Consider the following 12,856-nt stretch of genomic DNA (forward strand, 5'->3'; position numbering starts at 1 on the left):
AAAGCACGAACCCGCACCGGTCCGTGCTTTTACTTATACCTGGCCTTTCAATTTCACCGGAATGCTTGCGTTGATGATGGTTGTGCGTTCTTTGGATTGTGGAACCACCACCACTTGCCCGACCACATCGTAACCAAAATCATCGCATAACTCGATCAGCCGTGCGCGAAATTCTTTGAGCTTTTGTTCGTTGATGTCCGATCGTTGATAGCTGAGCACCAATGACAACCTGTCATCTGCCGTCATGGCCGTTGGTTCATCCTTATCCCGATTAAACATGTTCAAAAAAGCCATCCTTGTCACCTCAAATTTCATTAAGCGATATGGAACAACCTCTTGATCCTGGTGATAATCGTGGAAGACTCCAATTCCAAAAACGGCACTTCTTCTCCGATCAACCGGCGGGCAATGTTGGCAAACGCTTTCCCGGCCAACGATTTGTGGTCCAAAATGACCGGTTCTCCGGTGTTGGAAGAACGGATGATGCGTTTGTCCTCCGGAACAATGCCCAAAAGATTGATGGCGAGATGGCTTTGTACCCGTTCCACGCTCAACATGTCCCCGTCTCTGACCATTCCGGGTTGCACCCGGTTCACGATCAAGTCGATTTGCCGGATGTTTGCCGACTCCAACAAACCGATGACCCGGTCCGAATCCCTGACGGACGGAATTTCCGGATTGACAACAAGAATGGCCCGGTCCGCGGATGCGATCGCGTTGCGGAATCCTCCTTCGATCCCTGCCGGCGAGTCGATCAAAATATAGTCAAATTCGTTCCGCAGCTCATCCACAATCGCTTGGACCTGTTCAGGTGAAACTTCTTCCTTGTACCTGGTTTGCGCCGCGGGCAAAAGTGCGAGCTGATTGTACTCTTTATGGCGAACCAGGGACTGGCGCAATTTGCTTACCCCTTCAATCACATCGACCAGATCATAGACGATCCGGTTTTCCAAACCCAGCATCAAGTCCAGCTTGCGCAATCCGATATCGGTATCCACCAGGCAAACTTTATAACCCAACTGAGCCAAACCCAACCCCAGTGAAGCAACGGTCGTCGACTTGCCGACGCCTCCTTTGCCGCTTGTCACTGTAATCGCCACAGACCTGTGGTTCATCATTGATTCCCCTTTCTCGCCCTCATATGTACTCCGCTTCAACTTTTCTCTCCACTTATCCTTTTTATCCATCAAAATTATCGAACCGATTCGATCCTTTTTTTGTCGAAGAAAGTCTGTCAATGCCACCGGATCTACAATATTCTCCATTTATTGTAGCAAAAGTGCAAGAATAAAAAAAGTAAGAAATCAGCTTATTGCCAAAAAATGTCTCCGCTGATTTCCTACTTTTGGAACCAGTTGGCTACTTCAGCTCTTTTCCCCGTTCAAACCGTTCGAGCTCCTTTGATAAAAACCGCCAAACAAACAAGACGGCCGCCATGTCATCCATATAACCCACCACCGGCAACCAGTCAAAAATCACATCTGTCGGCAGGATGAAATAAAGAAGGGCCGCTCCCACCAACCCTTTTTTCTTTATGCTGACGCCGGGATCACGAAAATAGTGGTACATGACCTTCAATTTGTGAATCAATGCTTGGATTCCGCCGACGCTTTCCACCTTGCGGTTGAACTGGTCGATGATTTTTTTTTCTCCCTCTTTGGTCAGTGCTTCTTTTTTTAACACCTGAAGCATGGCGATGATTTTATTTTTTTGCTTCATGGACGCTCCTCTCCTCAATTGAAGCGTTTTTGGCAATGGGGACAGCGTGAATCATCGGGGGCAATTTGACGGGCACAATAAGGGCAGATGTAAATCACGGAAGACACCAAAGCTTCCCGCGTCCCCCCCTCTGACTCGTCCGATGCCAAATCCAAAGGAACCCGTTCGGCTTCCTTGCGGGAAACAATCTCCTTGTTCTTTAACTCTTCCAGCTCTTTGGTCAACGCTTCAAGCCGTTTTTGCTGATCCCGGATCGATTCCAAAGAAAGGACAATGCTGTCCGACAATTCGAGATTCCCGTTTTCCTCCCAGTGGCGGTAAACTTGCCACCCCAGTTTGCTGACCTCGTGTTCGATATCTTCTTTTTTCCCTTTTATCCGAAGTGTTAAGCGACTCATCTCCAACATTTTCTGAGATTTTTGGCCGGCCGTCTCCACACTTTTCTCCAGTTTTTCCTTCAAATCCTGAAAAAAGTTCAACAGAATCTCTCCTCACCAATAATCATCATTGCTTTATCTATTGTATGGAAGAGAGGCGGAAAGAAACAAGCCAAAACCTCCAAATTCGTTTTTTTGTCAGGCCGATTTGGCCGCCTTGCGGGAATGGGGATCCCGGAATTTCTTGCGCATCACCGCATGGAACCAAAAAGCATTCAGGATCAAAATGAGTCCGGTCACCGGAAAAACGCCACGGATGCCAAACCATCCCGACATGGCGCCGTAGCAGATGGGACCGAGCAGATTGCCGATGCTATTGGCACTGGTGTAAAACCCGTATGCGGTGCTTTCTTTTCCCGGGGGCGAAAAACGGCGGATCAATGTGTTCAACGAAGGCAACAATCCTCCGACGCAAAGCCCCAATAAGAAACGGAGAATCAACAGCTGCCAAATGTTGGTGACCGCCATATGCGGGATAAAGAGCAGTCCGGAAGCGATCAAAGCCATAAAAAGAACCCGGTCCGATCCGTAACGGTCGGCGGTTCTGCCCAATACCGGGGAAGACAGCATGTTGGATATGCCTGTCATCGCCGTCACCAGTCCGGCAAAAAAAGCGACGTGCCCGTGCGCTCCCAATTCATCCACAAACAAAGACATCAGCGGTGTCGGGCCGACATTGGCAAATTGCAACAACAAGCCGACTCCGAAAAGAAGCAGCAACGTGCGCTGATTCAGCACAAAAAGACCGTCCTTCAAAACCGATTGTTTCGGCTGGACGGAGGGGTCCGGTTTTTTCTCTTCCTTGACCGCAAACAACACTACCAACGACGCGGTCAGCAACATGGCGGATGTGATAATGAAGTTATTCCGGTATCCGACCAATTCGGCCAAAACCCCGCCCATAAAGGGTCCGATGATGGATCCGGCGGTGGCCCCGGCCTGCAACATCCCCAACACATAACCGCTTTTTTCTTTCGGGGAGTTGGTCGCCATCAATGAAATCGAAGCCGGAATAAACCCGGAAACCACCCCGTTTAAAAGGCGCAGGAAAAACAGCTGCCAATGGGATGTGGCCAGACTCATGAGAAAAATGGACACCGACATGCCAAACCCGGAACGCAAGATCATCATTTTTCTGCCGTACCGGTCGGCCAGATTCCCCCAGATCGGCTGGACAATGATCTGGGACAAAAAGTTGATCCCAAAAATCAAGCCGGCCCATAATTGGACTTGCTTGGGATCCGTCATGCCCAGTTCTTTCAAATAAAGCGGAAGAAACGGCATGATCATGGTCATCGATCCTAAAACCAAAAACTGCGACACCATCAAAATATACATGTTTCGCTTCCAGACCGGCATCTTTTCTTACTCCTTCCGACATGGTAAATTTCGATATGCGAAATAACAGACAACAAAAAAACTGTCACTGGATGTGACAGAAATGAAAGTATGGACATCATGATTTATGAAAGTCAAGGCAAATGTTCCTTCTTTGCGACCTTTCAACGCGTTTTACAAACGGTAATTGCTCAATGCGGTGGATGACCTGATCCGCAGATTTTTCATCAATGTAAAGGTAAACGTACTTTAATCGTTTGGAAATGTAATGTATGTTTCCCATGCGACCCAACGAACGGGCTGACTTCAGATCATTGACCCAAACAGCCAAACCTAATCTTTCCGCAATATTCATGCTTGGTAACTCCTTTTCTTCGGAACGTGTCCGGAGGGCGCCAATGTTTGGATAAAAAAACAGCCTAATATCATGTTAACACTCTGTTAACAATTATTCAATGCGGGAAATGTACCAAATATAAACAAGGCAGAGAAAAGCCCCGAGGCACTTTCCCTGCCGGCTCGTTCTATTTCAACAAGGGATAAAATCAAGAGGAAGAGTGACTTGCGCATCCGCCGCAACCTTTGGCCCCGATCGGGAAAACCGGATCATTGCCCGGCACCTTCACGGATTCGGACACGGCATGGGCGATGGTCCGGGAGACTTCATGCAACAGCCGGTCCAGCTGTTCCTCAGCCACCAAATAAGAATGGATGGTCGGGTGTTTCCGTAATTTCTCCTGCCACTGCACCGCCTTTTCCTTGGCCTCGTGATAATTGGGATGGAAAATGCCAAACCGCTGGGCTTCTTCAAACTGATCCTTCACCTTGTGGAATTCCCGGATCATTTTTTGCGCTTCCTGATCTTCACTCAGCTGCTGTTTGGTCCGCAGGTACTCTTCAACTTCCGGCGATTCGTTGATTTTATCCGCCAATTGATACGCTTCAAGCAGTATGGTCGCCATGTCCAGTGTTTCCATGAACACCCCTCCTCCTTTTTATTGTAATGGATTTTCCACCAATACAGAAGGAGTGGGCAACAACTGGAAAGCCTTCACTTCCCCCAAATGAATGTTTTTGCGCTCGGTTCCGACCAGCGCCTCCATCATCCATTTGCCGTTTTCATAACGCAAATGTTCCGGATACACTTCCATTTTTCGTCCCTGATACTCCATGAAAATCGGCAATCCGTGAGAAATGCTTTGCCGGACCATTTCCCTGGCCATGTTGATTCCATAGGGTCTGAGCCCGGAAAACCAGGCCTTGGGCAAAGGAACGGTCTCCGGTTCCGGAAATTCAACCCGGCAATCCCGGATGCCCTCAAAGTCGGATTCCAGGTTCCCGGCTTGACCCGTCCATTCTTTTTTTTCCATGATGACTTCCCGGTTCTGCCGTTTCAGCCAGGCCCCGACTCTTCCCGGCATTTCTTTGATAAAATACTCGGACTCGTTCAGTTTCCTGACTTCCCAGCCAGCCTCTTCCAAGCGTGCCGGCCACTCATTGGTCCCGTCATCGCTTTCAATTTTCAGGCACGTCCATGTTGACAGTGTGACGGCACCGGTTCTTTTTTTGAGATCCAGCAACCTTTCCTTTACGGGAGACGGAACTTCCCCCGCCCATGCTTCCAGTGTTTGCAGGATCTTGTCCACCGTCCGTCCGTATCGGAGCCCCCGGGCCAATGACCTTTCGTTGATTTCGTAAACAAGCATGTGATCCCCGCCCATAAAATCCGCCCACAGGGAAAGTTCATGCCGCTTTTCCCACGAAAAATGAAACGGAACATAAATTTCCGGTGCGGGATCGACATAGACCGGTATTTCGCCCGGATCCACCCATTCCCTGGGGGGATAAGGCATCCACCGGAAACAAGTTTCTCCTTTTTCCGTCCTGCCCGACTCCAACCAGCCCATGCACGCCATCGGAGTGATAAACCCCTCTTCCACCCGTTTGATGAGATGATACGGCAATTTCAGCGGCACCTCCGTTTGCAGACGGACCCAGACTTCTTCCAATCCCCACCACATTCCGGCCGGCAATTGTTCCAAAATCAAGCAGAGTCCGTCCAACTCCGGGTAGTCTTTCAACAGGACATGGCGAACGGCTTCATACAATTGGGCGACGCTTTTCGGCCAAGGGGTGGAAAGCCAGCTTTTCCACCTTTTTTGATGGACGGCAACATATTTGTTGGTCTCCGTGACCAACCCGAGCAAACGGGCGGTTTCCAGCAGAAAAACGGCCCAGCCGGGCCAAGATCCATGAACGTCCTCCAAATCCAACTCGACATCCATTTTTTTCAGGTCTTTTTGGGAGAGATGGCCGGTCCGGTTCAACAGCCACGGCTCATGGCTTAAAGATGACAAAAAGTGAAAAAAAGCCTGGCTTGCTTTCAATGGATGGGATTGGGCGGGATCGACGCGGTCTTCATCCAACGGGCGAAGGGACTGTGCGACGGGAATGGACCGGGCCCAGGCCACCCGGATCTCCCAAGGCACGTAATACATCCGCTCCATATGCCGGTTCCGCAGGCAGTAAACCCACCCCCGCCCGCAAGCCGCATCCAGCAGACGCTGATATTCCACTTTGGAAAGCGGAAGGTTTTTCTCCTGATGCAGGGCTTGTTTCTTTATTTTTCCTCCCTTTAAAAAGACCGACCAAAACCACCGCTGCACCTTTCGGTCCATCTTTTCAAGGCAATCCTGATAATAAGCGGGATCGGTCAGTTTCCGCTCCATCGTTTCCATTGACGCCTTTTCGTTCAGAGCCAAGGCGTCTGCAATCTGTTTTCGTTTTTCGCCGGGTAATGAAGTCAAACAATACCGGAGCTCTTTCACCCGCATCGTTACGTTCCTCCCCACTTCACGACGAAATATTGATACCCTTTTTCCCGCAAAAAAGTTTGGCGTCGCCATGCATATTCCTGGTCCACGGTGTCTTGGGTGACCAGCTGATAAAAATAAGCTTTTTGGCCGTTTGCTTTCGGCCGCAAAATCCGCCCCAAACGTTGGACCTCTTCCTGACGGGAACCAAACGTTCCGGACACTTGAACGGCCACTTTCGCATCCGGCAGGTCGATCGCCATATTCGCCACCTTGGAAACAAATAATACAGAGACTTCCTTTTCCCGAAACTTCCTGTACCATTCTTCCCGTTCCGGTTGCGGGGTGAAACCGGTGATGAGCGGGGCGTCAAAACGCTCTGCCAAAGCTTTCAGCTGATCCACATACTGGCCGATCACCAAAATTTGCTCGCCCCGATGCTTTTTTAAGATCTCTTGCAAGGCCTCCTGCTTCAGCGGATTTTCCGCGGCCAGCCGGTACCGGTGGCGCTTTTCGGCGGCTTGGTAAACCTCTTTCAGGGAATTGGAAAGCGGAACCCGCACTTCATGGCAAACCGCTTCCGAGATCCATCCCCCTTTCTCCATCTCTTTCCACCGGGTGGCATAAATCACCGGCCCGATGAGCGAAAACACATCCTTTTCGCGACCGTCTTCCCGGATCAATGCCGCTGTCAACCCGAGCCTCCTTTTGGCTTGCAAGTCGGCGGTGACCCGGAAAACCGGCGCCGGCAACAAATGCACTTCATCATAAATGATCAGTCCCCAATCTCTTTTCGAAAAAAGGTTCATGTGCAGAAACGCCCCCGTTTTCCCGTCCTTTTTGGTCAGCATTTGGTACGTGGTGACCGTGACCGGGGCAATGTTTTTCTCCAAAGATGTATACTCTCCAATCCATTCTTCCGGCAAGTCGGTTTTCGCTTTCAATTCGCGGATCCATTGCCGGCAGGAGGTGACATTCGGGGTCAGAATCAACGTCTCTTTTTGAATCTTTTCCATAATGCCAAGGGCCGTCACGGTTTTTCCCGAGCCGCACGGCAACAGGATCACACCGCTGGTCCGCCAGCTTTGCTCCGGATGGCAAAAAGCCTCCACCGCTTGTTGCTGGTATTGACGCAGTCCGGTTTTCAAGCGCAGGGAAAGCGGCGCCCCTTCGGAAGGGCCGATGCCATCCAAAGGCGGATAGCCCCAATCGACACATTTCTTTTTCAACCATCCCCGATATTCCATCGGAATCACAAGGGTATTTTTGCCCTTTTGAAGAATACATTTCATAATCTCCGGCAACCGTTTGATGCGTCGGATGATCTCTTCTTCCGGGCACACCAAAAGAAACGTCCCGTCGCTATCTTTCTCAAACCGGATCAAACCGAAACGTTTCATTTCCGTTTTTATTTTTTTCACCAGTCCGGAAGAAAGAGGAAATTTGGCATGTTGCCGAATCCACGTCACGAGGCGGTCCGGGTCGGAGCCGTCGGCGGCGGCTTGCCACAGGGAGCATTCATCCCACCGGTAGGTGTACAAATCATCCGTTTCTTTGACACACCGGGCAAACCGGTCCAGTGTTTGAATCACATCCTGAATCCCCGGAGCCCGTTTTTCTGCGAGAATGATCCCATTGTCCCTGACAATCAGTGGTTTGAAAGCCAACCCTTTTCACCTCCTGTCCCCCAATCGGTGACCGGGAAAGAGAATGTTGAAACTCCCGGTCATAAAAAAACGTCTATCCCATAAAAACAATTGTGGGGTGAAAAACCATTGCGCACTTTCCAAGCCATTGTCTCCATTTTCATTGTTTGTTTGTTGGCCGGCTGCTCAACCTTCGGTCAAGAATCTGACACGGGAGGAACGGTCATGGAAGAACTTCCTTTTCAAGTCGTCTCTTTGGAACAGGTGCCGTCACAACTTCAAAACCAGGCTCAAGAATCGTTGCAATCCCCCGGGGAATCCATCCGGCTGCTTTCAGCCGACTCCAAAAAATATGTCATTTTAAGTTTGGGAGAAAAGCCGACCGCAGGCTATAAAATTGACGTGAAAAAAGTGGAGCAAAAGGGAAACAAACTGGTGGTTCATGCGCAAAAACACGAACCGTCCAAAGATTCTTTCCAAGCACAGGTCATCACTTATCCTGCCATTATTATTGTCACAGAACCCAAAAATCATGTGGAAAACGCCGAGGTTCATTGGCTTTAAACCAAAACGGAGCCTGTCAAATCATTTTGACAAGCTCCGTTTTTTCTTAGTGTTTCGGCTCTATGACCCGTTCCGGACTCCGGTCTGGAGCGTGCGGTTCTTCTCTCCTTTCGGGTTCCGGATCCCGGGGCGTCATGATTTCCGGTTGACGGGGTTGAGCAATTTCCGGTTCGCGAATCACATCCGGTATTCTCATGATTTCCATTCCCTCCTTCTGTCCGTAGTGTGTCCGTCCCGGTTTGTTTTCAATGATCTTGTTTTTTCCAAAAAAAATTCCCTTTGCATGAAACAAAGGGAAAACCCGGGCGGGTCACTTTTCTTCTTTCTCGTTTTTTTCCTGATTCTGATAAGCGCGGAACCAAGGGGATTCCGGAGATTCGGGCGATTCCCAGGCCCGGGGGTTGTTCCGGCGCGGCCTTTGCCACTGCCACTGATATCCTTGGTCATCTGGTGGAAACATAGGATATGACATCCCGGATTGAGGAGGCGGACCATAAGCTCCCCCATACGGAGGGTTGGAAGGGTATGAGTAACCCGGCATGTATCCGCCGTAACGGCCTCCTCCGCATCCGCAACCGGTGCCCGGAGGATAACCCGGGAACGGGTAATACGGACTGCCATAACCATGTCTGAACGGGGGGTAAAACATTGGGTACATATTGAACTTCCTCCTTTTTGGTCACGTCAGTTTCAATTTATGTAAATCCAAGCTTGGCTTATGACAAGGGGAAATCCATCATGGATCATCAACCAATCGGACAAAAAGATTTCAAGCAGCTGTTGACTTATTTGCAAAACATGGATCAACCGGGTTTTCGGGCCCTGATCCAAAAATTGCATTCGTATGACCTGGCCCGCCTGTTTTTCCAATTGAGCAATATTTACCGGAGGCGCCTGCTCACCCTGCTCCGGCCGGAAGAAATCGCTCTTCTCATGGAAGAACTGGATCTTCAGGAACAAAAGGAAGTCCTTGCCGCATTGGGACAAAAAAAAGCCGCGCAAGTGCTCGACCACATGCCCAACGACGATGTCGCCGATCTGCTCGGCGAACTGGAATGGTCCCAATCCACTTTGCTTTTAAAAGAGATGAAAACAGTGGAAGCCGATCAGGTTCGGGCATTGCTCCATTATCCGGAAGACACGGCCGGGGGATTGATGACCAATGCCTACGTCCAAATCTTCTCCCACTATACGGTGGAAAAAACGTTGCAGTATTTGCGGGAAATCGCCCCTGCTGCCGAAACGATTTATTATTTGTATGTGACCGATGTCCGGCACCGGTTGATCGGCGTTCTTTCCTTGCGGGACCTTTTGATCCGCGAACCGCATGAAAAAATCGGCCGGATCATGAATGAACGGGTCATTTCGGTTCCGGTTGACATGGATCAGGAAGAAGTGGCGCGGATCCTGAGCCGCTACGATTTTCTTGCCCTGCCCGTGGTCGATCATAACAAAAAGCTGGTGGGCATTGTCACCGTGGATGATATCATCGATGTCCTGATCGAAGAAGCCCAGGAAGATTTGGAACAACTGTCGGCCGTCCAACCGACGGACTTGGTGGATCCCTTTGATTCCGCCCGCAAACGGATTCCCTGGCTCATCATCTTACTCGGCATCGGCATCTTCACCGCCAATCTTATCGGCTTGTTTGAAAGCACCATTGAAGTCCTTCCCGTTTTGACGCTCTTTATGCCGATGGTCGCCGGGATGACCGGAAATGCAGCGACGCAATCGCTGGCTTTGACCATCCGGGCCCTGTCCAAGGACCAACCCGCCCCGGATCACTTCCGAAAATTCATCAGGCAGGAAGGGATTGCCGGAGTGCTCATCGGCTTGGTATGCAGCGTTTTCATCATCCTGGCAATCGGCATTTGGAAAAGCTTTCAGCTCGGATTGGTCGTCGGGCTGTCCCTTTTCTTCACCCTGATCCTGGGAACCATGGTCGGCACCTTCGTCCCCCTGATTTTGGAGAAATTCGGCATAGACCCGACAACCGCTTCCGGCCCTTTGATCACCACCTTAAACGATGTTTTTTCCCTGATGATTTATTTCGGGTTTGCCACCCTTTTTCTGCAATACCTCATGTGAGCTCACAACGCCCGGACCAAACCCCTTCCGGTCCAAGGATCCGGACCTGCCGGCGGCAAATCAATGGCCCGTTGGAAAACCATTTTTTTTAGCTCATTGGCATCCATCCGCGGATAAGCCGCCCGGTAAATGGCCAAAACCCCGCTGACATGGGCGGCGGCCATGGATGTGCCGCTTAAGATTGCAAACCGTCGGAACGAGTAGGTGCTCAGAATTTGGGAACCCGGTGCGGCCAAATCGACCTTTCCCGTCGCGGAGTAAGGCTCGCGCCCGTTATTCCGGTTCAATGCCGCCACCGAAATCACGGGGTCCAACCGCGCCGGGACCGAAACAGTGTCTCCCGTCCCCGCCGGCGTTCCGGTGTTACCGGCTGCAGCCACCACCAGAATCCCGCGTTTGACCGCCGCCTGAAGAACATAATCCAACAGAGGCGTGGTCAGTTTTCCCCCACTGATACTGATGTTTAAAATATGCATCCGGTTGGCAATCGCCCATTCCACACCGCGAATCAAATTGGAAATTGTCCCTTTGCCGGATGCATTGAGCACTTTGATGGCATAAAGCGAAACCTTCGGAGCCACTCCCACCACACCGTAGTGATTGTTCAACGCACCGATGATGCCGGCAATGTGTGTCCCGTGACCGTTTTCATCCATCGGCGGGAGTGAAGGAGACAAAATGTTGACGCCCCCTTTCACATTGGAAGCCAGATCGGGATGATGAAAATCAATCCCCGTGTCAATGACACCGACCCGGACGCCCGCTCCGCTGTTCAGACGGCGTTTTCCGATCACGCGGGCGATATTCCATGTCAATACCTGATGATTCATCAACTTGTGCTCGGGATAAGGCACGGCCGATGCCTTGATCACTTTGTTGACTTTATAATACGGGAGGGTTAATAACTGGTCTTTGGCAATGCTGATCAATTCCGGACTATTGGCAATTTTTCGCACCTGGTCGGGATGTTTGAAAGATACAATCACTGCCGGCGTGTATTTTCCAACGAACCGGATGTTTCCTCCCGCGGCTTTGATTTTTTTCAGATGGGCGGGGGAGCGGAGCAACAAATGATAGTTGGCACTCATAAAAAAATCACCCCTTTGATTCTAGTTATGAATCGGGGGGTGATTTGGTATAGACGGGATGCATAGCGTTATAGTTTATTTTCCTTCTTCCCGGTCTTTGGTTCCGGGAGGAAACCGGCCTGCTTTTTTCGCTGCTTGTTTTAAGATAAACTCGATCTGTGCATTCACACTGCGAAACTCATCCGCTGCCCATTTTTCCAAAGCCGAATAAAGTGCCTGGTCGATCCGGAGAAGGAAACGTTTTTTTTCTTTGCTCATGAGTACAGGGTGCCTGTATTGATCACAGGCTGGGATTCACTCTCCGAAACCAGCGCCACCATCAGATTATTGGCCATTGCCGCTTTTCTTTCTTCATCCAATTGAACCACACCCTGTTTTTCCAAATGGGACAGCGTCATTTCCACCATACTCATGGCCCCTTCAACAATTTGCTTGCGTGCGGCAATGACTGCCTGCGCTTGCTGACGGCGCAACATGGACTGGGCAATTTCCGGGGCATATGCCAAATGGCTGATCCGTGCTTCCAATACTTCCACCCCGGCAATCGCCAAACGTTTCCCCAATTCCTCACGCAAATTCTCCGTCACATCGTCGGTGGCCGTACGCAAAGAGATTTCTGCATCGTCTTGACGGTCATACGGATAACGGCTGGCTATGGCCCGGATGGCCGTTTCACTTTGCACCGCAACAAATGAATCGAAATCTTCCACGTCCAACAATGCTTTGGCTGAATCGACGACCCGCCAGACAATCACCGCTCCGATCAGAATCGGATTGCCGTCGGCATCATTTACTTTTAACTTATCGCTTTGAAAATTCCGGACGCGCAAAGAGATCTTTTTCTTGGCAGCAAACGGATTGAGCCAGAAAAACCCATCTTCCCGGACACTGCCGACATATTTCCCAAAAAACAGCAAAACGCGTGCTTCGTTCGGCTGAATAAGGGTGTACCCCGGCAAAGTGACGAAAAACAAGATCAACAAAACAATGCCAATCAAATGACCTGCCAAAACCAATCCTGCTCCGGCAACCAGCAAAATCAAGTGAACCAAAAGCATCAAAAAGCCATTCACTTTCCAAGTCAGAACTTCCCGTGATTGATTCATACCTTCACCTCGAAATCGATTTGTTATCTATATGATATCATTATGATAATAGAAAAA

16 protein-coding genes are annotated in these 12,856 nt (G+C 50.2%); 2 read left to right on the top strand and 14 right to left on the bottom strand.

Annotation, left to right across the window (positions count from 1 at the left end; translation table 11 throughout):
• Window positions 1-33 precede the first annotated feature (33 nt).
• The 9 genes from H1R82_RS04760 to H1R82_RS04800 form a co-directional block, all read right to left on the bottom strand.
• Window positions 34-315, bottom strand: coding sequence for a cell division topological specificity factor MinE (locus H1R82_RS04760; RefSeq protein WP_037995571.1), 282 nt, complete (start codon window positions 313-315; stop codon window positions 34-36).
• Entirely contained in the window at window positions 315-1,115 is an 801-nt protein-coding gene (minD, locus tag H1R82_RS04765; RefSeq protein WP_181731086.1) for a septum site-determining protein MinD, read from the bottom strand. Before minD ends, H1R82_RS04760 begins: the two co-directional genes overlap by 1 nt.
• A gap of 244 nt (window positions 1,116-1,359) precedes the next feature.
• Window positions 1,360-1,719 (bottom strand): YkvA family protein, encoded by a 360-nt coding sequence (locus H1R82_RS04770; protein ID WP_181731087.1) that lies wholly within the window; start codon window positions 1,717-1,719, stop codon window positions 1,360-1,362.
• Between the two features lie 14 nt (window positions 1,720-1,733).
• Window positions 1,734-2,198: a zinc ribbon domain-containing protein gene (locus H1R82_RS04775; protein ID WP_181731088.1), complete on the bottom strand. Its 465-nt coding sequence runs from the start codon at window positions 2,196-2,198 to the stop codon at window positions 1,734-1,736.
• 96 nt (window positions 2,199-2,294) lie between these two features.
• Window positions 2,295-3,515: an MFS transporter gene (locus H1R82_RS04780; RefSeq protein ID WP_181731089.1), complete on the bottom strand. Its 1,221-nt coding sequence runs from the start codon at window positions 3,513-3,515 to the stop codon at window positions 2,295-2,297.
• Window positions 3,516-3,612: 97 nt separating this feature from the next.
• Window positions 3,613-3,849, bottom strand: coding sequence for a YlbG family protein (locus tag H1R82_RS04785; protein ID WP_037995578.1), 237 nt, complete (start codon window positions 3,847-3,849; stop codon window positions 3,613-3,615).
• A 190-nt stretch (window positions 3,850-4,039) separates the two neighbouring features.
• Complete coding sequence (locus H1R82_RS04790; RefSeq protein ID WP_181731090.1) at window positions 4,040-4,471, bottom strand: YlbF/YmcA family competence regulator; 432 nt, start codon at window positions 4,469-4,471, stop codon at window positions 4,040-4,042.
• Between the two features lie 18 nt (window positions 4,472-4,489).
• Window positions 4,490-6,328 (bottom strand): helicase-associated domain-containing protein, encoded by a 1,839-nt coding sequence (locus H1R82_RS04795; RefSeq protein WP_181731091.1) that lies wholly within the window; start codon window positions 6,326-6,328, stop codon window positions 4,490-4,492.
• 2 nt (window positions 6,329-6,330) lie between these two features.
• Window positions 6,331-7,974, bottom strand: a complete 1,644-nt coding sequence (locus H1R82_RS04800) for a DNA repair helicase XPB (protein ID WP_181731092.1) — start codon at window positions 7,972-7,974, stop codon at window positions 6,331-6,333.
• 108 nt (window positions 7,975-8,082) lie between these two features.
• Between H1R82_RS04800 and H1R82_RS04805 the strand changes: the two genes are divergently transcribed.
• Window positions 8,083-8,517 carry a protease complex subunit PrcB family protein gene (locus tag H1R82_RS04805; RefSeq protein WP_181731093.1) on the top strand — a complete coding sequence of 145 codons (435 nt, stop codon included), beginning with the start codon at window positions 8,083-8,085 and terminating at the stop codon, window positions 8,515-8,517.
• A 46-nt stretch (window positions 8,518-8,563) separates the two neighbouring features.
• Here H1R82_RS04805 and H1R82_RS04810 read toward each other — a convergent pair whose 3' ends face one another.
• On the bottom strand, window positions 8,564-8,713 hold the full coding sequence (locus tag H1R82_RS04810) for a hypothetical protein (protein ID WP_181731094.1): 150 nt from the start codon (window positions 8,711-8,713) through the stop codon (window positions 8,564-8,566).
• A 114-nt stretch (window positions 8,714-8,827) separates the two neighbouring features.
• Complete coding sequence (locus H1R82_RS04815) at window positions 8,828-8,977, bottom strand: hypothetical protein (protein WP_156473329.1); 150 nt, start codon at window positions 8,975-8,977, stop codon at window positions 8,828-8,830.
• Between the two features lie 278 nt (window positions 8,978-9,255).
• Between H1R82_RS04815 and mgtE the strand changes: the two genes are divergently transcribed.
• Window positions 9,256-10,605, top strand: coding sequence for a magnesium transporter (gene mgtE, locus H1R82_RS04820; RefSeq protein ID WP_181731095.1), 1,350 nt, complete (start codon window positions 9,256-9,258; stop codon window positions 10,603-10,605).
• Window positions 10,606-10,607: 2 nt separating this feature from the next.
• On the opposite strand, the gene H1R82_RS04825 is transcribed toward mgtE, so the two are convergent.
• The 3 genes from H1R82_RS04825 to H1R82_RS04835 form a co-directional block, all read right to left on the bottom strand.
• Window positions 10,608-11,693, bottom strand: a complete 1,086-nt coding sequence (locus H1R82_RS04825; RefSeq protein ID WP_181731096.1) for a S8 family peptidase — start codon at window positions 11,691-11,693, stop codon at window positions 10,608-10,610.
• A gap of 75 nt (window positions 11,694-11,768) precedes the next feature.
• Window positions 11,769-11,951: a type II toxin-antitoxin system antitoxin gene (locus H1R82_RS04830; RefSeq protein WP_181731097.1), complete on the bottom strand. Its 183-nt coding sequence runs from the start codon at window positions 11,949-11,951 to the stop codon at window positions 11,769-11,771.
• The gene (locus H1R82_RS04835; protein WP_181731098.1) at window positions 11,948-12,799 is read right to left on the bottom strand and encodes an SPFH domain-containing protein; all 852 of its coding nucleotides are present in this window, start codon (window positions 12,797-12,799) and stop codon (window positions 11,948-11,950) included. Before H1R82_RS04835 ends, H1R82_RS04830 begins: the two co-directional genes overlap by 4 nt.
• Between the last annotated feature and the right edge of the window lie 57 nt (window positions 12,800-12,856).

Origin of the sequence: Thermoactinomyces intermedius, from assembly GCF_013912365.1 — a bacterium.
Lineage (GTDB): Bacteria > Bacillota > Bacilli > Thermoactinomycetales > Thermoactinomycetaceae > Thermoactinomyces > Thermoactinomyces intermedius.

Bases quoted from the DNA above. Each gene is read 5' to 3' on its own strand.
- H1R82_RS04760 (WP_037995571.1), bottom strand. From the start codon at position 315: ATGAAATTTGAGGTGACAAGGATGGCTTTTTTGAACATGTTTAATCGG.
- minD (WP_181731086.1), bottom strand. From the start codon at position 1,115: ATGAACCACAGGTCTGTGGCGATTACAGTGACAAGCGGCAAAGGAGGC.
- H1R82_RS04770 (WP_181731087.1), bottom strand. From the start codon at position 1,719: ATGAAGCAAAAAAATAAAATCATCGCCATGCTTCAGGTGTTAAAAAAA.
- H1R82_RS04780 (WP_181731089.1), bottom strand. From the start codon at position 3,515: ATGCCGGTCTGGAAGCGAAACATGTATATTTTGATGGTGTCGCAGTTT.
- H1R82_RS04785 (WP_037995578.1), bottom strand. From the start codon at position 3,849: ATGAATATTGCGGAAAGATTAGGTTTGGCTGTTTGGGTCAATGATCTG.
- H1R82_RS04790 (WP_181731090.1), bottom strand. From the start codon at position 4,471: ATGGAAACACTGGACATGGCGACCATACTGCTTGAAGCGTATCAATTG.
- H1R82_RS04795 (WP_181731091.1), bottom strand. From the start codon at position 6,328: ATGCGGGTGAAAGAGCTCCGGTATTGTTTGACTTCATTACCCGGCGAA.
- H1R82_RS04810 (WP_181731094.1), bottom strand. From the start codon at position 8,713: ATGAGAATACCGGATGTGATTCGCGAACCGGAAATTGCTCAACCCCGT.
- H1R82_RS04815 (WP_156473329.1), bottom strand. From the start codon at position 8,977: ATGTTTCCACCAGATGACCAAGGATATCAGTGGCAGTGGCAAAGGCCG.
- mgtE (WP_181731095.1), top strand. From the start codon at position 9,256: ATGGATCATCAACCAATCGGACAAAAAGATTTCAAGCAGCTGTTGACT.
- H1R82_RS04825 (WP_181731096.1), bottom strand. From the start codon at position 11,693: ATGAGTGCCAACTATCATTTGTTGCTCCGCTCCCCCGCCCATCTGAAA.
- H1R82_RS04830 (WP_181731097.1), bottom strand. From the start codon at position 11,951: ATGAGCAAAGAAAAAAAACGTTTCCTTCTCCGGATCGACCAGGCACTT.
- H1R82_RS04835 (WP_181731098.1), bottom strand. From the start codon at position 12,799: ATGAATCAATCACGGGAAGTTCTGACTTGGAAAGTGAATGGCTTTTTG.